Origin of the sequence: Nocardioides sp. NPDC057577 (assembly GCF_042801335.1) — a bacterium.
Taxonomy (GTDB): domain Bacteria; phylum Actinomycetota; class Actinomycetes; order Propionibacteriales; family Nocardioidaceae; genus Nocardioides.
This window is the reverse complement of the sequence record NZ_JBHVGB010000098.1, coordinates 1-21,233: the sequence shown is the minus strand read 5'-3', so window position 1 is coordinate 21,233 and position 21,233 is coordinate 1. Positions and strand designations below refer to the sequence as shown.

The following is a 21,233-nucleotide window of genomic DNA, read 5'->3' as shown; positions in this document are numbered from 1 at the left end:
GCCACCGGCTGTCGACGATGTGCCGTACAACGTGCGCGAACGCCGGGGCTGCCGCACGTTTTCTCTGTAGGCCTGCAATGGGCGGGCCGGTCGGGGACTGCCAATGCACGTGGTGTCCTGAAACTCGGAACTGCCATGCCCGCTAGGATCTGCCCGGGCCGTTAGCTCAGTCGGTTAGAGCAGAGGACTCATAATCCTTGGGTCGCGGGTTCGAGCCCCGCACGGCCTACCAACGATCGGTGCGCTGGACCTCGTGCATGAGCTCGATCTTGCGGAAGCCGAACTGGCGGTTGATGCGCTGCATGACGTCGTTGGACGGGTCGGTCCAGGTGTGGATGCTGGTGCGTTCGGGGTGGTCGCGCTGGACGGCGGCGAGGGTTGCGACCTTGAGGGCGAGGCCCAGCTTGTGGCCGCGGTGGGCGGACTTGACGAAGGTGTCGTCCTGGATGGCCTCGTCGCTGCCGTGGGCCAGGAAGATGACCGAGTAGCCGACGAGCTCGCCGGTGAGGATCTCACGGGCGGCGGCGGTGATGCGGTCGTAGGAGCGGGCGGTGCTCTTCTCGGCCGAACGGATGCGGTCGGCGGTGTGGGCGACCGTGTCCTGCTCGGTCTTGCCCGGCATCTCCTTGCCCATCTGGTTGCGCAGGCCGACGAACTGGGCGAGCAGCTCCTCGGGGGTGCGGTCCTCCCACATCAGGAGCTCGTAGCCGAGCACCTTGAAGGGCTTGTGAGGCAACGGGAGATCGGCGGCGAGGTGGTCCTCGCGGCGTACGGACTTGAAGCCGAGCGCCCGCGCGAAGGCCAGGGACGACTTCGGGGGGATGGTCACCTCGGCGGTCGTCAGGGTGCGGCCGCTGGTGCGGCGTACGTCATCGGCGGCTCGCCACAGCTCGGTGCCGACCCCGCGCCAGCGGTGCACGGGGAGAACATGGATGCCCAGCTCGACGACATGGCTCCGCTCCTCCTCCGGAAGGTCGAGCTCGGCGATGCCGATCGTCTCGCCCTGCTCCTTCGCGGCGAGGAGGACGCGGCGGCCGTGGTCGTGCGGGGTGCGCACGGAATTGGCGAGCGCCTCGAAGGTGCGGTGCGACGCGTAGGGTCGATCGAAGGCCATCGATGCCGCCTCCACGGCGTACCAAGCCTTCAGAGCGGTGTCATCGTGGACGTCGACGGGGGCGATCACTGACACGGGCACTATCTAACCGTGTCGGGCAAGGTCGCGGGAAATGAGGTCCCCCAGCAAGCGTTGACACATCATCTGTTTCGGAGCTGGAGGGCCGGCGCGGCCAGTCGAGCGCAGCGCGGGCCGCCGCACTCGTCGGTGAGGTCGACGGTGGCGATGACGTGCTGCCCGGTCCGGCCGGACGCCACCATCGGGGCGAGATCGTCGAGCATCAGTTTCGCGCGACGAAACATCGTGAAACCGTCGCCGCCCAGGTCACCCCAGGTCAGATAGACGAACCTGGCTCCGCGTCTGCCCTGCACCGCGTCGCCGCGGAAGTCGAGACCGGCGTCGACGTCGCGGAGCTCGATCTCGGTCTTCCAGACCGCGGTCTCACTGTCGCCGGGCACCAGGTCGACCGGGTGCTTTCCCCGCTGGATGCCGACATGGACGTTGTGGCAGGGACCATCGTCCAGATGCCAGGTCCGACCTGGGAGGTTGTGACCACGGATCTCGAGCAGCACCGTTCCGTTCGCCCCGGACACCGACCAACCGCCTCAGAGCGGCCCGGGCTCGGTCGAGGGGTCGTCGGGGTCGGGGTCAGGCGGACCGGGCGTCTTGGTCGGCGACGGAGTCGGCGTCGGGGTCGGAGTGGGCGTCGGTGTGGGAGTCGGCGTCGGCGTCGGGGACGGCGGCGGCGTGTTCGACGGCTCCGGCTCCTCGGTCGGCTCGGGATCCGGGCTCGGCGGGACGTAGGGTGCGTGGCCGGACTCCGGGGCGTCCCCGTCGAGCTGGGCCGGTGGCGGGAACTCCTCGTAGTCGAGCTCGTCGGTCAGCGCACCCATGATCTCGACCCAGGTGTCGGCCGGGTAGTCGGCGCCGAAGAAGGTGTCGAGCCAGCCGTCGAGAGCGCCGCTGCCCTGGCCTCGGCTGTAGGCCACGGCGGTGGAGAGCTGCGGGGTGTAGCCGACGAACCAGGCCGAGGAGACCTCGTCCTTGTCGTTGGTCGCGGTGCCGGTCTTGCCCGCGGCCGGCTGGACCACCGCGCTGGCGGCCTGGCCGGTGCCGCTGGAGACGACCTGCTGGAGGGCGTAGGAGGTGTCGGCGGCGACGTCCTCGTCCATCGCCCGCTTGCTGTCCGCGGTGTCGTCGTGCTCGTAGAGGACGGTGCCGTCGGCGTCGACCACCTTGGAGACGACGTAGACGTCGTTGTGCACTCCGCCGTTGGCGATCGTGGCGTAGGAGTTGGCCATGTTGATCGGGCTGACGGTCGAGTTGCCCAGCGTGAGCAGGAAGTTCTCGGGCTGCATGTCCCCACCCGACTTCATCGGGATGCCCGGGTAGGCGGGGTCGCTGCGGTCGCCGCGCGGGATGCCGGAGCGTACGGCCATGTCGTAGACGTCCTTGCTGCCGTTGGGCAGCGAGTCGGACATCTCGACGAAGGCGGTGTTGATCGAGTCTTCCATCGCCTGAAGGCTGCTGACGTTGGAGCCGTAGCTGTGGCCGTTCGGATCGGCCGCGCTCTGGCCGGAGTTGCGTACGCTCACACCGCCGGGGAACTCCATCGGCGAGTTGCCGTTCCAGGTGTCCTTGAGCGAGTAGCCCGACTTCAGGGCGGCGGCGAGGGTGAACGGCTTCATCGTCGACCCGGCCATCGTGGCGCTGCTCGAGGCCCAGTTGATCTGCGACTCCAGGTAGTCCTGGCCACCGTAGAAGCCGCGCAGGGCGCCGGTCTTGACGTCGACCGTCGCCGCGCCGACGTGCAGCTCGTCGGAGACGTCGCCCTCGATATAGGCCTTCTTGTCGTCCGGACGTACGTCGTTGACCGCATCCTCCGCGGTCTTCATCGTCTTCTTGGTCAGCGTGGTGGTGATGCGGAGCCCGCCGCCGTTGATCTCGTCCTCGGTGACCAGCGGGTTGCCCTGCTCGTCCTTGAGCTTGAGGAGCTCGTCGCGGACCAGCTTGAGCGCGTGACCCTTCTGGCCGCCGTAGCGGCTGTCGGAGCGCGGCTTCTTGAACTTCGGGAGCGACTGCTTGGCCTTCTCCCCCTCGGCGGCGTCGACCATCTCCATCTTGACCATCGAGTTGATGACGTAGCGGTAGCGGCCATCGAGCTCGGCGACCGCCTCCTCGCCGTTGCTCGGGTCGAGGTCGTTGGGGTCGTTGAGGATCGCGGCCAGGGCGGCGGCCTCCTGGAGGGTGAGCTCCGCGGCCGGCTTGTGGAAGTAGGCGTTCGACGCGGCCTCGACACCGTAGGCGCCACGACCGAAGTAGATGGTGTTGAGGTAGCCGGCGAGGATGTCCTCCTTGGACTTCTGCCGGCTGATCTTCAGCGAGATGACCGCTTCCTTCACCTTGCGGGTGTAGGTGCGCTCCTGGGTGAGGTAGAGGTTCTTGACGTACTGCTGGGTGATCGTCGAGGCACCGGACTGGGCGCCACCGGTGTTGTTGTTCACCAGCGCGCGGGCGATGCCCTTGAGGTCGATGCCGCTGTTGGTCCAGAACGTACGGTCCTCCGCGGCGACCGCTGCGTCCTTCATCAGCTGCGGAATCTCGTCATAGGGCAGCGAGTCGCGGTCCTGCGAGTCGGCGATGTAACGCCCGAGCTCGTCCTTGCCGCCGCGGTAGTAGACGAAGGAGGTCTCCTTCTCGTAGGCGGCGTTGGCGTTGGGGATCGGGATGGCGTTGTAGGCCACGATCACACCCAGGGAACCGATCAGCGCGCCGACCAGAATCACGATGAAGAAGGCCTTCAAGACCTTCTTTCCTCGCTTCTTCTTCGGCGTCGGTGTCGGTATGTAAGGCGGATTGCCCTGCCAGCTCACGATGTCCCCTCCCGCGGTCACAAACGTCCCTAGAGTACGGCGGGCATCCAGCCGCTCCGCGATCCTCGGACCCGTGTTCTCGACGTCTCAGCCGGGGCTCAGCGAGGTCTCAGGAGGTCATCAGCACGCGAACGGGCCTCCGACCTGGGCCGGCGATGCCGTGTCTGCCCAGGTCAGAGGCCCGTTTTCGAAAGGCTCAGACCAGGAAGTAGAAGGTGCTGTAGTGGTCGGGGGTGAAGTAGACGTCCCCCGTTGTGGTGTCCACCACGAGCCGGTAGGACTGGCGCTGCGCACCGCATTCACGCGGGGTCACGTCGAACTCGAGGTAGGAGTGGCCCGAGGGCAGCTCCCCTTCGTAGTTGTTGTAGGTGCCACCGGAGAAGTTGCAGGTGCCGGTGGGCGGCCAGTCGTGCCAGCCACGGTTGGTCGGGTAGCCCAGCGAGGCCCAGACCTCGTTGGAGTCGAGGGCCTCGGCACAGCCCTTGTGGGTGCAGCTCTCGATCCAGTCGGCCTGGGCGGCGGGGGCGAGCGCGACGCTCCCACCGAGCAGGCCGGTGGTGGCGACGAGAGCTGCCAGGAGCAGCTTGAGCATCGTGAGCACGGAGCGGTTCTTCCCGGACATGAATCCTCCAGTGTGTGCGTTACGGACGGTTGGTAATTCTGCTACCTGACCCGTCCGGATGGGGGCTCCGAAGGTCACGAACCGGTGAACTCTGGGGTGTGAGCGTGCCTTCAGACGATGCCCGCCTCGCGCGCGAGGATCGCCGCCTGGACCCGCGAGGCGACGCCGAGCTTCGCCAGGACGCGGGATACATGGGTCTTCGTGGTCGCCTCGGAGATCACCAGCCGCCCGGCGATCTCCGCGTTGGACAGGCCCTGGCCCAAGGCAGCGAGCACGTCCCTCTCCCGAGGTGTGAGATCGGCAGGAAGAGGTACGCCGCGCGTGGCCGCCGGGCCGGATCGGTCGGGTGCGCCGGCGAGCTCGGCGAGCACCCGGCGGGTCACCTCCGGAGCGACCACGCCGTCGCCCGCGGCGACGTGCCGGACCGCGTCGACCAGGTCGGCGGCCTCCGCCGACTTGAGCAGGAACCCGGCCGCGCCGGCGCGGAGGGCACCGAAGACGTACTCGTCCAGGTCGAAGGTGGTGAGCACGAGTACGTCGGCGAGCCCCTCGTCCACGACCTGGCGGGTCGCGGTCACGCCGTCGGTGCCGGGCATGCGTACGTCCATCAGGACGACGTCGGGGCGCAGCGCCCGCGCGTTGGCGACCGCGGTCGCGCCGTCGGCGGCCTCCCCCACCACCTCGATGTCGCCGGCGGTGGCCAGGAGCATGCGCAGGCCCGCGCGGATGGCGGCATGGTCGTCGGCGAGCAGGACGCGGATCATGCGCTCGCTCCCGGGAGCGGCAGGACCGCCCGGACCCGCCAGCCGGGTCCGTCGGGGCCGGCCTCGAACGTGCCGCCGAGCGCTTCGGCGCGTTCGCGCATCGACACCAGCCCGGTGCCGGTGCCGGCCTCGGCCGCGGACTCCTGGGCATCACCGGCATCGGTCACCTCGATCTCGAGGGTGGCTCCGGGGACCAGGCGCAGGTGGGTCGTGCCACCACCGTGCTTGAGCACGTTGGTCAGGGACTCGCGCACGATCCGGTAGACGGCGTGGTCGACCGCAACCGGCAGCGCGAGGTCGGCGCCGTCGAGAAGCCCACCGGGGTCGTCGACCCGCAGCGTCAGGCCGGCCAGCCGCGCCTGCTCCAGAACGGGGCCGAGGTTGGCGGCGCGGGAGGCGGCGGTGAGGTCCTCGGCGTCACCGGGCCCGCCGTCGGAGCGCAGCACGCGGATCATCGCGCGCATGTCGTCCAGCGAGGCCAGGCTCTCGGCCCGCACCAATCGCAGCGCCGCCCGGTCGCGCTCCGGGTCGTGCTCACCGGCCAGCGCCGCGCCCGAGGTCAGCGCGATGGCGGACAGGTGGGAGGCGACGACGTCGTGCAGGTCACGGGCGACCGCGGAGCGCTCGGCCCGGACCGCGTCGTGCCGTTGCGCATCGGCCAGGCGCAGCAGCGCGGCGCTGCGCTCCCGCTCGAGCCGGGCCCGGTCCTCGGCGGCGTCGGCGAGCTCGCTGCCCTGACGTACGTTGCTGCCCCACCACATCGGGGTGACGACGATCGCGAAGAGGGTGAGCGCGAGCACGACGGGGGTGCGTGGGTCGGAGGTGGCCGCGGCGGAGGCGACGACGGCGGCCGCGATGGCCACCGCGACGGCCACGGAGGCGATGCGCCGCGCCAGCGGCGATCCGTGCAGCTGGCCGGCGAAGAGCGCGTCCCAGAGCACCACCACCATCGCGATGCTGCCCCCGAGCAGCAGGTCTGCCCCGAAACAGAGGGCGACGACGGCCTGTACCGCGAGCGGCCGGCGCCGCTTGAGCACGAGCGCTCCGGCCGCGAGGGCGAGCGGGACGAGATGCCACCAGATCGGCACGCTGTCCAGGTCGATGCCGAAGGGGTGCAGGCCGCGTACGCCCCCTACCTGCCCCAGCGCGTGCAGCGCGAGACCGGCGACGAGGACGACCACCGCGTCGAGCCAGGCCAGACGGCGGTCCGCGGCGCGAAGGCTCGTGCCGCCGCCGAGAAGCGCCGCCGGCAGCTGCTGCAGCAGGGTCTCCACGGCACCATCTCAGCACGTACGCCGCCTCCCCGAGGTCATCCGAAGGATGTATCTCCGCGCGGAAGGATCACCGGTTCGGCCGACGCGCACGGGACCGGCCGCACGCGAGCCTCGGGGCATGGACATCGACCTCGGACCGCTGACCGGCGATCTCGGCGGCACCGCTACGTACGTCGCGCTGGCAGTGTTGGCGCTGATCGACTCGACCAGCTTCGGCACCCTGCTGATCCCGGTGTGGCTGCTGATGGCGCCGGGCCGGGTGCGGCCCGGACGGATCCTGGTCTATCTGGGTGCGCTCGCCGGCTTCTACGCGTTGCTCGGCATCGCGATCCTGCTGGGAGGCTCGGCCGTGGCCGACACGGTCTCCGGGCTGAGCGACTCGCGCCCGTTCCTGTGGGGACAGCTGCTCGTGGGGGTCGGACTGTTCGCGCTGAGCTTCAAGCTGGACCCTCCCGGGTCGGGCAGGCAACGGACCGACGCCCCCGAACCCCCGAGCCGCCTGCTCCGCTGGCGCGAGCGAGCCGTCGCCTCGGAGTCCGGCTCAGCCTCGGCACTGGCCGCGCTGGCGGTGCTGGCCGGGCTGGTCGAGGCCGCCTCGATGCTCCCCTACCTCGCCGCGATCGGGGTGATCGGGACCCAGGGGCCGGACTGGCCGGTCTCAGGTCTGTGGGTGCTCGGCTACTGCGTGGTGATGATCGCTCCGGCGCTCGTGCTCACCGCCGCCCGCGTCTTCGCCGCTCCTCTGGTTGCGCGGCCGCTGGCCCTCCTCGACGGCTGGCTGGTCAAGCACGCCGCGAGCGCGACCGCGTGGGCCGTAGGCATCGTCGGGTTCCTGCTCGCCCGGGCAGCGCTCGGGCCGCTCTTCGGCTGAGACTCTCACTCCCAGCCGCAGTAGCCGGGCAGGAAGTCGTAGAGGGCACGCTTCTGCGCCTTGCTGAGCTTCATGAAGTAGCTGGCCCCGTCAGGGACTCCGGGGCCACCGACATGGACGCGGAAGAGGCTGCCGACCTTGTCGTCGGCCAGTGCGTGCGGGTCGCAGCGGGCGGGCAGGACCCGCAGCTCGAGGGTGGCCGCCTCGCCCGTCATCGGGTGCGGTGTGAACCGCGGCCAGGTCGGCGTCTCGGCGGCGAGCTGGAAGAGGACGGTGCCCTCCCAGCCGTCGAAGGTGACCTCGGGGGCCTTCTCGGTCGGGGTGAAGGTGACCGGGAGGACGAAGACGCTTTGCTTGCCCTCGCCCTCGACCCGGGGATCCCCGACCGTGATCTCGGCCGCCTCGGTCAGGGTGCGCTCGGCACAGTCGCGGTCGAGGAGGCGGTCGACGTTGGCGTACCTGTCCTCGGCGTGGCCGGAGCTGGTGCGCCACTCCCCCGCCTCGTCCCCGCCCTTGCCGGTCTCGCGCCAAGTGATGGTCACGTCGGCGTCCCCGCCCTCGCCGCACTTTCCGCGCGGCATGTCGAAGTCGAAGTCCATCTCCGGGTCGACCGGTTCCGAGCCTTTCCATCCGGCTCGGAACCGGTCGCTGCTCACCTCGAGGCGCGAGACCTCGATCGTGGAGCCGGTGTCGTTGACGAGGCGTACGAACGCCTCACCGGTGTTGCGCTGGAGCCGGGTCTGGTCGAGGTAGGCGGTCAGCCCGTCTGGCCAGGCCGTCTCGCGCGGCTCGGTCGTCCCGCAGGCGGCCAGGGCCGTCCCGATCAGAAGACCCGCGGCGAGCACGGCGATTCGGCGCACTGCCGCAGATTAGCGGAGTCACGGCACCTGTTCATGCCCCTTTCTTGAAGGTCCAGGCACCGGAGCCGATCCGGTAGGAGGTGATGCCGTTCTCGGTGCCGAGGCGCTCCGGGGCGGTCCTGCCGGGGCCGGTGGCCAGGTAGGAGCCTGCGGGGAGGCGTACGACGGCGGTGACGTTGACCGGGATCGTGGCGCGGAGAGTGACGGCGCCGGAGCCGCTGCGGGTCCAGGCGGAGGCGACGCGGCCGCGCTGGGTGGCCACGGAGCCCTTGGCGTGGGTCAGGCCGGTGGCCGGCATGCCGATCTCGACCTCGGCGGCGCCCGGGGCGGTGGTGCGGATGCCGAGCACCGACTCGGTGATGTCGAGGATGCCGCGCGAGCCCCAGCCGTGGGAGGCGCTGTTGGCCGAGCCGCTCAGCTCCCAGGCCTCGGGAGTGAAGGTGCCGCCGTCGGCGAGCCAGCCGGCCCAGCCATAGTCGTCCTCGTTGGTCAGCAGGTTCAGCACACCCTCGCCCGCGCCGGAGTCGGCGAGCGCCTCGAGCAGCACGTGGGCGGTCATCGGGCCCTGCTTCATCCCCTGGGCGGCGATCTGCTCACCGAGCGCGGGGACGTCCTGCTCCGGTGCGACGCCGAAGGCGATGGCGTACGAGGTCGCGTGCTGTCCGGCGTGGGCCGACTGGGTGCCGTCGGCGAGCAGTCCGTCGACGTAGGTCCCGTCGGCCTTGCGCAGCGTCTGGTTCATCCGGGCGGCGAGGGCGTCGGCATCGGAGTCGAGCGCGGCGACCTCCTCGGCCGGGCGGTCCAGCTCCTCGCCGATCACCGCGACCTTGCGGAGCACGTCGACGCCGAGTGCGTTGACCGTGGTCCTGGCGGCAGTGGTCATGTCGTAGCCGAAGCGGCCGTGGGCGGGCCAGTCGACGATCCCGTACAGGTACTGGCCGGAGCCGCCAGACAGGTTGGTGACCAGCCCCTGGGTCGGACCGCTGGTGGCGATGTGACGGCGGATGTAACCGGCGGTGGCGGTGAGGTTGTCATAGGCGTCCTCGAGGACGGCCTTGTCGCCGGTCTCGAGGTAGTAGCGCCAGATCCAGTCGGGGACGACCTCGGTGAAGTCGGGGATGTCGCGCTTGCCGTCGCCGTTGGGGTAGACCGCGTTGTAGCGGCCGGCGTCGTTGCCGGTGGTCCAGTAGCGCTCCTGGCTGAGCAGGAACTCCCGGATCGCCTGGCGGGAGGCGACCCGCTCGCGCTGGGAGGACATCAGGCCGATCGAGATGTTGGCGGTGTCGTGCAGGAACTGGCCCTGCTCGCGCGTCGGGGTGTCGACGAAGGTCTCCTGCACGGAGTAGCGCAGCGAGCGGTCCATCAGGTCCCAGACGTCGTCGAGGGTCTCGTCGGAGCTCTCGAAGGTGGCTGCGCCGTCCTCGTCGTAGGCGGTGTGGACGACGGTCGCGGTCACGTCCTCGGTCGTGATCTCCTCGCCGGCGCCAGGGACCTCGAGGTAGCGGAAGCCCAGGTGGCCGACCGCCAGGTAGTCCTGCGCGCCGGCGGCCTGGGTGTAGGGGAAGGACATGTTGGTGCTCTGCGTCGAGAGTCCCGTGGTCGAGACCCGGCCGGTGTCGGCGAGCTCGTAACCCGCCCGGATCGGGACCTGCCGCCCGGCGACTCCGTCCGCGAAGTGCACGCCGGGTCGGGCCGGGATGATCGTGCCGAAGTCCGCGACCGGGGTGCCATCGGCGGCTCTGAGCATGCGCTCGGGATGGACGACGGCCTCCTCGAGCCGGGTCTGCTGGCCCTCCAGGTGGGTGAACGGCGCCACCGGGTGGGCGCCGACCACGACGGCGCCGCTCCAGGTCGTGTCGTCGTAGCCGGGCGCGGTCCAGTCGCCGATCGCCCGCGCGGCCTGACCGTCGAGGTGCTCGATCCACAGGCCCTCGCCGTTGCGGGTGCCGACGGTGACGTACGGGCCGCGGCGGACCTTCCAGGAGCCGTCGGTGACGATCGTGGTCGTCTCACCGTCGGCATAGGTGAGCTCGAGCTTCAGGAGTACGCCGGGGATGCCCGCGGCGCGGCCCTGGCCGCCACTGAACCAGTGCAGCTTGACGCCGAGGGCGAGGGTCTCGCCGGGAGTGACCAGGTCGGTGACGTCCGCGGCCTGGTAGTAGCCCTCGCTCGGGTAGCCGAAGTTGCTCATCCGGTCGGCCTGCTCGCCGCCGAGATAGAGCTCGGCGGTGTGGCTGGCGGCCAGGTAGCTGCGGGCGCTGACGATCCTGCCGTCCGGGATCTCGACCTCGGTGCGGGCCAGGGTCCACTCGTCGCGCTCCTGGGCGGGGTTGTCGGCGGTGCCGGGTGGTCGCCGGATCCAGCTGGCGCCGGCCCAGTCGGCGTCGTCGAGACCGGTCTCGAAGGCCGCGTCGGCCGACCAGCGTGAGGGCTGCTTGCGGCGATCCCAGGTCTTGACCCGCCAGGTGTAGCTGCTGCCGGGCTCGAGGTTCTCGCCGGCGTAGTCGACGTAGGACTGCTGCGCGGAGGACACCTTGTCGGAGTCCCAGACGATGTCACCGGCGGCGTCGCGTACCTCGATCTTGTAGGCGCTCTGCACCTCGTTGGCGTCGCTGTCCTGGGGCAGCCAGCCGAACCGCGGGGTCAGGTCGGTGTTGAGCGGTCGGGTGATGTCGTCGACGGTCAGGTCGACGGGCCGGTCAGGTGCGGTGTTGCCCGGCGCCGCTCCCGAAGGGGAGATGGCGACCGAGAGGCTGGTGACGACGAGCGCGCTGGTGACGATCGCGGCCAGGCGGAGCTTCATGGGGTCCTCCGAGCGAGTTGATACGTTTCTGTGGCCGGATCCGGCCACAGCCTTCAGGTTCAGCAGACGGCGCGAAGCCGTTCGGCCTCCGGGCTCTGGCCCGGGCTCGTGCTGAGCACGTGGCAGCCGGAGGGCACGTCCTGGATCACCAGGTAATCGCCCTCACGGGTGGCGGGCACCGAGCGCCCGTCGAGGAACACCCGGTCTCCGGTCGGCGACGGTACGAGGACGTCGGCCCGGGAGTTGCCCGGAACGCTCACGCCGACGTCGACGCCGCGCGCGGTCGTGGCGTACGCAGCGCCGATGCGACCGCGGAGCGTAGGCAGGGTGACGTGGGCCCAGGGGACCCCGGCGGGCTGTGGCCGGACGCGGAACTCCGCGTAGCCCGGCACCAGGGGCTCGATGCCGAACATGCCCTGCGGCACGTTGTAGGCCGGCGACGCCGCCCAGGGGTGCGACCAGGTCATGTTGGACTTCAGGGAGGTGTCCCAGGCCTCCGCGGTGGCGCCGGCTCCCTTCGCGATCATGTTGAGCCAGCTGCGGAGCCCGGTGCTCGTCAGCAGCTGGTGCGCGACGTCTCCGCGGTCACCGTCGTAGAGGGCCTCGAGGACGAAGGCGGCGCAGTAGACGCTGCAGGCCATGCCACGGGTGCCGATGTAGTCCGCGGCGCGTTGCGCGACCTCGCCCTGGGCGAGCCCGAACGCGGTGGCGAAGACGCTCGCCTGGAGCGCCCAGTGCTGGATCGGGGTGCCGTCGGCGTTCAGACCGTCGCGGAAGGCGCCCGTGGCCGGGTCCCACAGCCGCTCGTTGGCCGCGTTCCGGAGGCGGTCGGCGATGGCGGTGTACGTCGCCGCGTCCTTGTCGTGGCCCAGTGCCGTCGCGATCTCCGCCATGTCGCGGAACGACCGGTGGCCGATCGCGTTGATGACGGTGTTGTAGGGCCGGAAGACGTAGCCGTCACGCTCCGAGGCCGGCCAGTCGACGATGTCGCAGTCGGTGCAGGTGCCGCCGGTCAGGCCGGTGTCCTTGCGGATGAGGCCTGTCGACTGCTCGACCCACTCCAGAGGCAGCTTCTCCTGCAGGGCGGTGTAGTTGCGGGCCAGGGCCTCGGTGTCACCGGTCTGCTGCCACGAGTCGTGGAAGGCCAGGATCGTGTACATCGGCCACTCGGTCGGCCACGTCCTGCGGGTGAGCAGGTAGTCCAGGGAGTAGTTGCCCAGGGTCGGGTCGCTGGAGACGAAGAAGTTGGCCATCATCTGCAGGTAGCTGTCGGCCTCGTAGGCACCGCGTTCGCGGCTCCAGGAGTCGACGTAGAGGTCGTGGTTGGTGGCCTCGATCGTGTTGCGCGAGAGTGCCCACACGCGGTCGAGGTCGTCGTCGGCGGAGTCGAAGACCGCCTCGTCGGTGTCGAAGGGGTAGATCTGGGCGAGGGCGGGGAAGTCGGCGGCGCCCAGGCCTGTCGGGGCGCCGATGACCTCCGCGTAGCGGAAGACCCGCATACCCCAGGTCTCCAGGTGCTGCTGCCCCTCGCGCAGCGTCCACCTGTCCTGGTAGGTGTTGCCGGTCCGCATGGCGTACCGCACCGTCTGGGGGGCGGAGAGCTCCTCGCCGAACCGGAGGTCGAGCACCTGGCCCGCGGTGCCGTCGAGGTCCAGGGAGAGACCGCCGATCCAGGTACGTCCGTAGTCGATGAAGTAGTGGCCGGGCGCCTTCTCCACCACGCTGACCGGCTTCCTCAGCTGTTGCTCCACCTTCGCGGTGGGGGCGGCGCGGAGGTCGCCGAAGACCGGGCGCGCCGCGGCGTCGCTCCAGCCGGAGTCGTCGAAGCCCGGCTCGGCGAAGCCCTCGGGCCACTGGGCCGACTGCAGGTTCTCCTTCGGCGCCGAGAAGAACGAGGTCCCGATGCTGCCGGCGGCAGGGAAGACCTTCGCGCCCGCCAGTGCTCGCCACCGGGGACTGCTCACGACCACGTCACGGGTGCCGTCGGCGTACTCCACGACGAGCCGGCCGAGGAAGCGCCGGTCGCTGCTCGTCCAGCCGAGCACGCCGATCGCGTTGTCGGCTCCCGGCCGGAGCGCGGCGGTCACGTCGAAGCCGTCGTAGCGGGCCTCGCCGCGGATCGGCTGCGTCGGACCGAGGCCGACGAACCGACCGTTGAGCCATGCCTTGTAGACGTACTGCCGACCGGGTGCGGTCGAGGATGCGGTCGCGTAGAGGGTGGCGGCCGCGATCGGCTTGTCCGGCAGGGTGAACTCGTGCCGGAGGAAGGCCCAGTCCTGCGACTCGACGCCGTAGATGCAGTTGGAGTTGGTGCCGATCTCGAGCCAGCCGCCCGCCACGGCGCCGCAGGCGAAGTCGCTGCCAGCGGAGAAGTCGTTGGCGTAGAGGACCTCGCCGGAGGCGGAGGTGACGCTCAGGTCGTCCCACGCGTTGCGCTCGGATCCGCCGGTGCGGAAGCCCACCGTGCCGGCGGCGAAGTCGGTGAGAGTGCGGGTGTCGATCAGCGTGTCGTCGAGCCACGTGCGGATCGTCGAACCCTCCGCCTGGATGCGCAGCCGGTAGGACGTCCCGCGGACGAGCGGCCCGGGCAGCGGCACCGAGTCCAGCTGGGTGAAGGTGCCGCCCACGCGCTTGTGGGGAGCGAAGGTGTTGGCCCCGTCGCCGCGGAACTGCCACATGTAGTAGTTGCTGGCGTCCGTGGCCCGGAAGGCGATGGTGGCGTTCTGCGACGTGATCCGGAAGGTGGTGTCGATGGTGACGTCGCCCCAACTGATGGCGCGGGCGGGGGCGAGCCAGATGGGTTCCGCCTGACCCCACTCCTGGCCGGGACCGGTGGTGAAGGTGGCCGCCTTCGACCAGTCGGAGCCCTTTCCGCGCCCGTCCCAGGTGCGTACGCGCCACCGGTAGGTCTGCTCCGACTCGAGCTCCGGCCCGGCGTAGGGCACGTTGGTGCTCGCCGAGGACGTGACGCGACCTGAGTCCCACACCCCGGCGGCACCGATGCCCTCGCTGACCCGGGCGACCTGCACGCGGTAGGCGCTCTGCTCGGCGAAAGGAACGTGCCAGGCCAGCAGCGGCGAGTCGAGATCCTCCACGTCACGGGGCGAGGACAGCTGCGAGACGGTGAGGTGGGTCGCGGCCGCGCCGTCGACAGCAGCAGCCGGGACCGGCGCCGAGACGACGGCGGTGATGAGGGCGCTGGTGACGACCGCGGCCAGGCGGAGCTTCATGGGGGTCCTCCGGAGCGTGATTGATACGTTTCACTGCTACCCGGAGACTATGACGCCCGTCACATGGTCGGGAAGGGTCGTGGCCGGATCCGGTCAGCTTCCGCCGGAAACCACCAGGACATGGAGGGTGCGGGGGCCGTGTACGCCTTCGACGCGGTCGAGCTCGATGTCGCTGGTGGCCGAGGGGCCGCTGATCCAGGTCTGCGGTCGGGCCGGGTCGAGGAGGGCGATCGCCTCGGGGACGTCGGGGACCACTTGGTCCTCACGGACCACGCAGATGTGGGTGTCGGGGACCAGGGAGATCGCCCGGCGGCCCTGGTCGGGGGCGTGGTCGAGGACGATCGTGCCGGTCTCGGCGATGCCGACCCGGGCCTCGGTGACGACCGCCGCGATCCGGTCCAGCTCGGCCGCGGTGAGGGTGCCGTCGTCGAGGATCGCGTCGGCGACCTGGATCGAGAGGCCGGGCGGGACGACCACCTGGCCCGCGGGGAGGGCGGCGGCGATCCGGTCCGCCAGGTCGTCGGGCGAGCAGCGCTCGACGACGGCGCGGTAGTCGGCGACCCGTTCGGCGAAGAGGTCGACGATGTCGCCGGTGACCTCCCGTGGGACCGGGGCGCTCTCCGGTCTCGGCGCCGGCTCGACGTCGGCCAGCGCCGCGCGGACGCGGGCGAGGATCTCGGTGCGTGCGTCGGTCATGGCCATCCTCAGCTCTCGTTCTTTCCGCCGTCGGTTCCCCCGCCGTTCGTGCGCAGCCACCACGCCCGGAAGCTCTCCCCCGGCGCCTCGGGCAGGTCACGCGCGCCGAGCCAGGCCTTCGGCCCGAACCGACGCGCGACACGCATCCCCACACCGGTGAGGCGCTCGACGGCGGAGAGGCGGCGCGAGCGCCCCAGGACGTACGCCGCACCCTTCATCGCCACCGCCTCCGGCTTCGGCACGCCGCCCCGATGGGCGTCGACCACCTGGGCGCGCTGGTCGACCAGGACGGAGGGGATGTCGATACGTACCGGACAGACCTCGAAGCAGGCGCCGCACAGCGAGGACGCATAGGGCAGCGAGTCGGTCTGCTCGTCGTGACCCACGCCCTTCAGCAGCGGGTTGAGGATGGCGCCGATCGGGCCCGGGTAGACCGAGCCGTACGCATGACCGCCGGTGCGCTCGTAGACCGGGCAGACGTTGAGGCAGGCCGAGCAGCGGATGCAGCGCAGCGCCTGCCGGCCGACCTCGTCTGCCAGCGCGCGGGTGCGGCCGTTGTCGAGGAGCACGACGTGCACCTCCTGCGGACCGTCTCCGGGGGTGACGCCGGACCACACCGAGGTGTAGGGGTTCATCCGCTCGCCGGTCGAGGACCTCGGCAGGAGCCTGAGCATCGGGTCGAGGTCCTCCCAGCGGGAGACGACCTTCTCGATGCCGACCACCGAGACCAGCACCTCGGGCAGGGTCAGGCACATCCGGCCGTTGCCCTCGGACTCGACCACCACGAGCGTGCCGGTCTCGGCGACCGCGAAGTTGGCGCCGGAGACGCCGACCTTGGCGCGCAGGAACTTCTCGCGCAGGTGCTCGCGAGCTGCACCCGCGAGCACCGCCGGCTCATCGGTCAGATCGGACGGCGCCGGACGGCCCGCCGCCGCCATCTTCGAGCGGAAGATCTCGCGGATCTCCGCCCGGTTGCGATGGATCGCGGGAACGAGGATGTGCGAGGGCAGGTCGTCGCCGAGCTGCACGATCAGCTCGGCCAGGTCGGTCTCCCAGGCCGCGATGCCCTCCTCGGCGAGCGCCTCGTTGAGCCCGATCTCCTGGGTCACCATCGACTTGACCTTCACGACCTCCTCGGCGGAGTGCGCCTTGGCGATCGAGGCGACGATCGCGTTGGCCTCGGCGGCGTCACGGGCCCAGTGGACGGTCGCGCCGTTGGCGGTGAGGGTCTCCTCGAGGCGTACGAGCTGGGTGTCGAGGTCGCGCAGGGCGCGCTCCTTGACCGCGGCACCGGCCAGGCGCAGCTCCTCCCAGTCGGGGACCTCGGCGACGACCTTGGCCCGCTTGGCGCGGATGGTGCCGGTCGCGTGGGCCAGGTTGTGGCGCAGCTGGGAGTCGGCGAGGGCCTCGCGCGCGGCCTCCGGGAAGGCCGGCATTCCGACGAATGTGCCCGTCATCGCAGAGCCCCCTCGGTCGAGGCGAGGATCTCGGCGAGATGGACGGTGCGTACGCCCGAACGCTGCCGGGAGAGCACGCCACCGATGTGGGTCAGGCACGAGTTGTCGCCGGCGACCACGATCTCGGCGCCGGTCTCGCGGATGTGGCGGGCCTTGTCGGCGCCCATGGCGACCGAGGTGTCGGCGTTCTTGACCGCGAAGGTGCCACCGAAGCCGCAGCACTGGTCGGCCCCGGGCAGGTCGACCAGCCGGATCCCCCGGACCGCCTCGAGCAGCTGACGTGGCCGGTCCCCCACTCCCAGCATCCGCAGCGAGTGGCAGGTCGGGTGGTAGGTGACCTTGTGCGGGAAGTAGGCGCCGACGTCGGTCACGCCGAGCACGTCGACGAGGAACTCGGAGAGCTCATAGACCTTCGGGGCGACCTCCGCGACGGCCTTCTCGAGGGCCTCGTCGCCGGAGCGGCGGGCCACGATCGAGTGCTGGTGCCGTGCCGAGCCCGCGCACGATCCGGACGGCGTCACGACGGCGTCATAGCCGGCGAAGGCGTCCACGAACGTACGCACCACCGGGACCGCCTCGTCCAGGTAGCCGGTGTTGACCATCGGCTGCCCGCAGCACGTCTGTGCCAGCGGGAAGTCGACCTCGACGCCCAGCCGGCGCAGGAGGCGTACGACGGCCTGACCTGTGCTCGGGTAGAGCGCGTCGTTGATGCACGTGACCATCAGTGCGACTCGCATCGAGCCTCCTTCGTCTCTGGTGACCATCAAATCAGTTCAGATGAGTCCTGTGCGTACGGCCCGCACGACCGCCTCCACACTCGTCCCCGCTCCGAGCGCATCCGCGGCCGCCCGGAGACGGCGCCGCACGGTCCGCTCGGAGATGCCCAGCGCACGAGCGATCCGCTCGATCGTGTAGCCCCGAGCGAACAACGCCAGCACCTCCACCTCGTCCTTGGGAAGGTCGGTGGGAGCAGATGGTCGTACGCCGCCCGAGGCTGCCACGGTTCACTCCTGTCTCAGCATGAGGCTGACCGGCGGGTGAGGGTGGGACGCCGGGCTCATCCGGCCACCACCTTCTCGACGTAGGGCACCAGCCGCACCGGCCCGGCGAGCCCGTAGCTCTGCCTGGTCGCCACGCCGTAGACCGACGGGGTGACGGTGCGCAGCCGGTTGAGCAGCGTCGAGGCCACCTCGATCTCGATCGTGTTGGAGCCGGGGACCAGCGCGTGGCCCAGGTCGACCACGGAGTCCATCGGGTCGCACGGCGCCAGCAGCTCGCCGTTGACCCGCACCCGGAAGGTGTCGTTGACATCACCGAGCTCGAGGAAGGCACCGTCGTCGCGGGTCCAGTCCTCGCCGAGGTCCACCACCGTGCGGTAGCGGCCGATGCCGGAGACGTCCTCGAGGCCGGCGACCTTCGACCAGGACTGCGGCGCCGCGAGGTCGCTGGTCACGACCTCCTTCGTCGTGGCGAGGTCCTTGGGGTCGGTTGGGTTGGCCGGCTTCCAGTCCTCGAGCGCAAGCGCCCAGGACTGCGGCGTCACCGGCTCTCGGACCCGGTCGACGACGACCTTCACCGTCCGCCCGTCGGCCTTGGTGAGCTCGAAGCTGCCGGCGGTCGTCGTGCGCAACGCGACGTTGGCGCCCCGCGCCACCACGGCCTGGCCAGCGGTGGCGACGGGGAGAACAGAGCGGGCGACGCCCGCGCCCGGGGCCGCGAGAGCGACCACGGTGGACTGGCCAGGAACCAGGTCGACGCTGACGCGGACCCGGCTCCCGGAACGCTCGTAGGCGGCGATCCGGGTGACCTCACCGGTCCAGGCGTCCAGCAGCCACGGCACCGCGGCGCGGTCGGTGGCGGTCAGCCAGACGTCCTGCCGCACCGGGTTGAGCCGCCGGTTCTCGGCGTGCCTCGCGTTGGCGAGGTAGTAGAGGTCGGTCTTGCCGGTGATGCGCCGCACGTGCATGACGGTGGAGTCGGCGTGCTCGACGTCGCGTACGACTCCGAGCTCGGCGAGCGCGCCGCCGACCCCTGCCTCCAGGACGCTGCGGGTCGTCGGCAGCGCGGCGATCTTCGTCATCAGGTCACGGACCTCGGCGACCGCGGCCTCGTCGGTGCGGCCGATCGGGGTGGCGTCGCGGCCCCAGTCCTTGCCGGCGTCGTTGACCAGGACGATCGGCAGGCCCGCGCGTCCCAGGTCGAGCGCCTTGCGGGCGGCCTCCAGGTCGATCGTGACCTCGCGGCTGCGGATCTTGTCGGGGCCGATGACGAGCACCTTGTAGGCCGGGCCGTCCGGCGCCAGCCGCCCTCCCTCGAACCTCACGTCGTCGCGGGTCAGCAGCGCGGAGGTGATGAACGAGTGCGACCAGCCGAGCTTGGTGCCGTCGTTGGTGACCCAGAACGGGCCGATGCCGGTGGAGGCACCGGCCTTCTGGCGCAGGAAGACGATGTCGTACGTCGGGCGGCCGGTCCGCAGGACCAGCTGGGTGCGGGCGAGGTAGCGCGCGATCCCGGGGATGTGCTCCCACTGCGGGGTCCGCGGTCCCCACGCCTCGCCGTAGCCGATCGCGCCGTTGTAGTAGGGCGAGAACGCGGCGAAGCCGGGCCAGGTGACGTCCGGGGCGGCGGCGTAGGGGAAGCCGTGGATCATCGCGTGGTTGACGCCCGCGGCGAAGATGCTGTTGATCGTGAACAGCGCCTGGTTCTGCGCCGTGGGGCTGGTGCTGTTGGCGCCCCAGGTCGTGTTGTAGGCGCCGCCGTTGTAGCAGATCGCCTCGCAGGAGAGCACCTGCTTGCCGGCGATGTCGCGGCCGCCGGCCATGACCCGGTAGTCATCGAGGTTCTTGAAGCCCAGCGACTCCGTCTCGGCGATGTCGAGCAGCGCGGAGTGCTCGGTGGCGTCGGTCTCCAGCCCGTACGCCTGGATCCGCAGCCCCATCCCGAGCGAGCGCGCGAAGCGCTGCATCGGCAGCAGGTGGTGGTCGCGGTAGAGGTCGGAGAGGACCTGGTTGAAGTCGTCGCGCACCTGGTTCGTACGCAGCGAGTCGGTCGTCGCGGGAGCGCCGGGTGTGCCGAGCGCGAAGCGGTAGGCCTCGTCGACCTCGAGCACCACCGGGAGGAACGGCTGGAGGTCGTAGCCGGCCCGGGTGCGGAACTCCTCGAGCAGCTTCGGCGTCCAGATGGTGGCGTCCGACTCGATCTCGAGGGAGTCCTCGAAGAGGTAGCCGCCGGCCTTCTTGAGAAGGAAGCGCATCTCGCCGTCGAGGATCGTGTCCTGCCACAGGTCGACGACCGCCCGGGTGCCGGCGTCGCTGAAGTGGTCGACGACGTAGGAGCGCGGCGAGGTGTGCGGGCCTGCCTCGGGCTCCTGTCCGCTCCCCCGGCGCCAGGTGGCGAGGACGACCCAGGAGCCGGCCGGGTCGGCCGGTGCGGTCCAGGTCAGCCGCCCGTCGTTCACCTGTCCGGAGAGGTCGAGGTAGGAGTCGGGGTCGAGGGTCGTGATCGAGGAGGTCGCGGCGGTGATCCGGTGCGCCTGGACGGTGACCAGCTCGACCCGGTCGCCGTGCGACTCCCCCTGCGGAGCCGGGAGCGCGTCGTCGAAGGTCTGCCCGGCGGCGACGTCGACCCGGCCGTAGGCGAGCTCGCTGCAGGCCGCGTCGTCGTCCGGGGTGATCGTGGATACCGCGGCCGGCCACGAGGGACCGACGGTCAGGTCGATGCGTACGTCTCGCTTCGCGCCCCGCGCCAGCGCCGCCTTCACCCCGGCGACCCAGGACGAGCTGCCCCAGCCGTACTTCGCCACGTCGACCTCGATGCCGCGGGCGCGCAGGCTGTGGGTGACCACCGCGACCTCGAGCACGCCGAAGCCGGCGTCGGCCACGGTGTCCACCTCGCGGGCGACCTCGGCCGGGTCGACCAGGCCGTAGGGCCACCACCAGCGGAAGCCCGCCGCCGAGGCGGTGCCGGGCTTGCGGAACGCCTTCGTGAAAGCGTCCGGGAGGCCGGCGGCGCTCTCCGCCGCCTGCGCCGGCGCGTTTCCGAGGGCACCGGCGACTGCAGCGGTGCCGAGGGTGGCTGCCGCGGCGCCGAAGAGCGCACGGCGGCTGATCCTGGGGTTGGGCCTGGGGGTGGAGAAGGAGTCGGTCATGGGGGTGCCTTCGGGGAGCAGGGTCAGGAGATGCGGGCCTCTGCGGCGGCCCAGTCGAGGCCGTCGCGCGGCTCGAAGCGGCGTACGTCGTAGGAGCGGCGGACCAGATCCCGCATCGCGGGGAGGTCGGGCAGGTCGGCCCCGAGAGCCCTGCCCTGCACCAGTACGTTGCCGAGTGCGGCCGCCTCGACCGGACCGGCGAGAACCGGCAGGCCGCAGGCGTCCGCGGTGAGCTGGCAGAGCAGCTCGTTCTGGGAGCCGCCGCCGACGACGTGGACGACCTCGGGTGAGGTGTCCGCGAGGGCGGCCGCGGTGCGGACGTGGCGTCGGTAGGCGACAGCGAGACTGTCGAGGATGCAGCGGGTGATCGCGGCCGGCGAGTGCGGGATCGCCTCCTCGGACTCCGCGGCCAGCGCGGCGATCCGCTCGGGCATCGGGTCGGCCGACGTGCTCGGGAAGAGCAGCCGCGGGTCGTTGATGTCGACCACCGTACGCAGCGGCTCGAGCTCCGCCGCGGCCGCG

General features: G+C 70.9%; 16 protein-coding genes and 1 tRNA gene. 2 read left to right on the top strand and 15 right to left on the bottom strand.

Translation table 11 applies throughout. The features are described from left to right. The first annotated feature begins 155 nt into the window (after window positions 1-155). Window positions 156-232: transfer RNA gene (locus ACFU7D_RS18575), tRNA-Ile, on the top strand. Here ACFU7D_RS18575 and ACFU7D_RS18570 read toward each other — a convergent pair. The 6 genes from ACFU7D_RS18570 to ACFU7D_RS18545 all read right to left on the bottom strand — a co-directional run bounded on the left by ACFU7D_RS18570 (window position 227) and on the right by ACFU7D_RS18545 (window position 6,647). Beyond that, entirely contained in the window at window positions 227-1,189 is a 963-nt protein-coding gene (locus ACFU7D_RS18570; protein ID WP_378731371.1) for a GNAT family N-acetyltransferase, read from the bottom strand. The genes ACFU7D_RS18575 and ACFU7D_RS18570 overlap by 6 nt on opposite strands. Window positions 1,190-1,254: 65 nt before the next feature. Then, window positions 1,255-1,707 carry a DUF5990 family protein gene (locus tag ACFU7D_RS18565; protein WP_378869752.1) on the bottom strand — a complete coding sequence of 151 codons (453 nt, stop codon included), beginning with the start codon at window positions 1,705-1,707 and terminating at the stop codon, window positions 1,255-1,257. A gap of 12 nt (window positions 1,708-1,719) precedes the next feature. After that, a complete protein-coding gene (locus ACFU7D_RS18560; RefSeq protein WP_378869749.1) occupies window positions 1,720-3,918 on the bottom strand; it encodes a transglycosylase domain-containing protein in 2,199 nt (732 codons plus the stop codon). Window positions 3,919-4,183: 265 nt separating this feature from the next. Next, a complete protein-coding gene (locus tag ACFU7D_RS18555) occupies window positions 4,184-4,609 on the bottom strand; it encodes a ribonuclease domain-containing protein (protein WP_091048779.1) in 426 nt (141 codons plus the stop codon). 110 nt (window positions 4,610-4,719) lie between these two features. Further along, window positions 4,720-5,373, bottom strand: coding sequence for a response regulator (locus ACFU7D_RS18550; protein WP_378869746.1), 654 nt, complete (start codon window positions 5,371-5,373; stop codon window positions 4,720-4,722). Beyond that, entirely contained in the window at window positions 5,370-6,647 is a 1,278-nt protein-coding gene (locus ACFU7D_RS18545) for a sensor histidine kinase (protein ID WP_378869744.1), read from the bottom strand. The genes ACFU7D_RS18550 and ACFU7D_RS18545 overlap by 4 nt, the downstream gene beginning before the upstream one ends. Window positions 6,648-6,765: 118 nt before the next feature. Here ACFU7D_RS18545 and ACFU7D_RS18540 point away from each other — a divergent pair, with 118 nt between their 5' ends. Next, the gene (locus ACFU7D_RS18540) at window positions 6,766-7,518 is read left to right on the top strand and encodes a GAP family protein (protein WP_378869741.1); all 753 of its coding nucleotides are present in this window, start codon (window positions 6,766-6,768) and stop codon (window positions 7,516-7,518) included. A gap of 5 nt (window positions 7,519-7,523) precedes the next feature. On the opposite strand, the gene ACFU7D_RS18535 is transcribed toward ACFU7D_RS18540, so the two are convergent. From ACFU7D_RS18535 to ACFU7D_RS18495, 9 genes are all read right to left on the bottom strand, one after another. Further along, complete coding sequence (locus tag ACFU7D_RS18535) at window positions 7,524-8,378, bottom strand: hypothetical protein (RefSeq protein WP_378869739.1); 855 nt, start codon at window positions 8,376-8,378, stop codon at window positions 7,524-7,526. A 31-nt stretch (window positions 8,379-8,409) separates the two neighbouring features. After that, window positions 8,410-11,181 (bottom strand): family 78 glycoside hydrolase catalytic domain, encoded by a 2,772-nt coding sequence (locus ACFU7D_RS18530; RefSeq protein WP_378869736.1) that lies wholly within the window; start codon window positions 11,179-11,181, stop codon window positions 8,410-8,412. Between the two features lie 59 nt (window positions 11,182-11,240). Beyond that, window positions 11,241-14,411: a family 78 glycoside hydrolase catalytic domain gene (locus ACFU7D_RS18525; protein ID WP_378869733.1), complete on the bottom strand. Its 3,171-nt coding sequence runs from the start codon at window positions 14,409-14,411 to the stop codon at window positions 11,241-11,243. A 93-nt stretch (window positions 14,412-14,504) separates the two neighbouring features. Further along, entirely contained in the window at window positions 14,505-15,119 is a 615-nt protein-coding gene (locus ACFU7D_RS18520; RefSeq protein WP_378869754.1) for a lactate utilization protein C, read from the bottom strand. Further along, window positions 15,116-16,564 (bottom strand): lactate utilization protein B, encoded by a 1,449-nt coding sequence (locus ACFU7D_RS18515; protein ID WP_378869730.1) that lies wholly within the window; start codon window positions 16,562-16,564, stop codon window positions 15,116-15,118. The genes ACFU7D_RS18520 and ACFU7D_RS18515 overlap by 4 nt, the downstream gene beginning before the upstream one ends. Beyond that, on the bottom strand, window positions 16,561-17,328 hold the full coding sequence (locus tag ACFU7D_RS18510; RefSeq protein WP_378869727.1) for a (Fe-S)-binding protein: 768 nt from the start codon (window positions 17,326-17,328) through the stop codon (window positions 16,561-16,563). The genes ACFU7D_RS18515 and ACFU7D_RS18510 overlap by 4 nt, the downstream gene beginning before the upstream one ends. Window positions 17,329-17,337: 9 nt before the next feature. Further along, window positions 17,338-17,565: a helix-turn-helix domain-containing protein gene (locus tag ACFU7D_RS18505; RefSeq protein WP_378731394.1), complete on the bottom strand. Its 228-nt coding sequence runs from the start codon at window positions 17,563-17,565 to the stop codon at window positions 17,338-17,340. Between the two features lie 56 nt (window positions 17,566-17,621). Further along, window positions 17,622-20,711, bottom strand: coding sequence for a glycosyl hydrolase (locus ACFU7D_RS18500; RefSeq protein ID WP_378869724.1), 3,090 nt, complete (start codon window positions 20,709-20,711; stop codon window positions 17,622-17,624). A gap of 23 nt (window positions 20,712-20,734) precedes the next feature. After that, window positions 20,735-21,233 (bottom strand): FGGY-family carbohydrate kinase (locus ACFU7D_RS18495; RefSeq protein ID WP_378869722.1); only part of this gene is annotated, 499 nt, incomplete at its 5' end.

Coding starts and splice junctions, on each gene's coding strand:
- ACFU7D_RS18515 (WP_378869730.1), bottom strand. CDS start 16,564: ATGACGGGCACATTCGTCGGAATGCCGGCCTTCCCGGAGGCCGCGCGC.
- ACFU7D_RS18500 (WP_378869724.1), bottom strand. CDS start 20,711: ATGACCGACTCCTTCTCCACCCCCAGGCCCAACCCCAGGATCAGCCGC.
- ACFU7D_RS18510 (WP_378869727.1), bottom strand. CDS start 17,328: ATGGTCACCAGAGACGAAGGAGGCTCGATGCGAGTCGCACTGATGGTC.
- ACFU7D_RS18525 (WP_378869733.1), bottom strand. CDS start 14,411: ATGAAGCTCCGCCTGGCCGCGGTCGTCACCAGCGCCCTCATCACCGCC.
- ACFU7D_RS18550 (WP_378869746.1), bottom strand. CDS start 5,373: ATGATCCGCGTCCTGCTCGCCGACGACCATGCCGCCATCCGCGCGGGC.
- ACFU7D_RS18530 (WP_378869736.1), bottom strand. CDS start 11,181: ATGAAGCTCCGCCTGGCCGCGATCGTCACCAGCGCGCTCGTCGTCACC.
- ACFU7D_RS18540 (WP_378869741.1), top strand. CDS start 6,766: ATGGACATCGACCTCGGACCGCTGACCGGCGATCTCGGCGGCACCGCT.
- ACFU7D_RS18555 (WP_091048779.1), bottom strand. CDS start 4,609: ATGTCCGGGAAGAACCGCTCCGTGCTCACGATGCTCAAGCTGCTCCTG.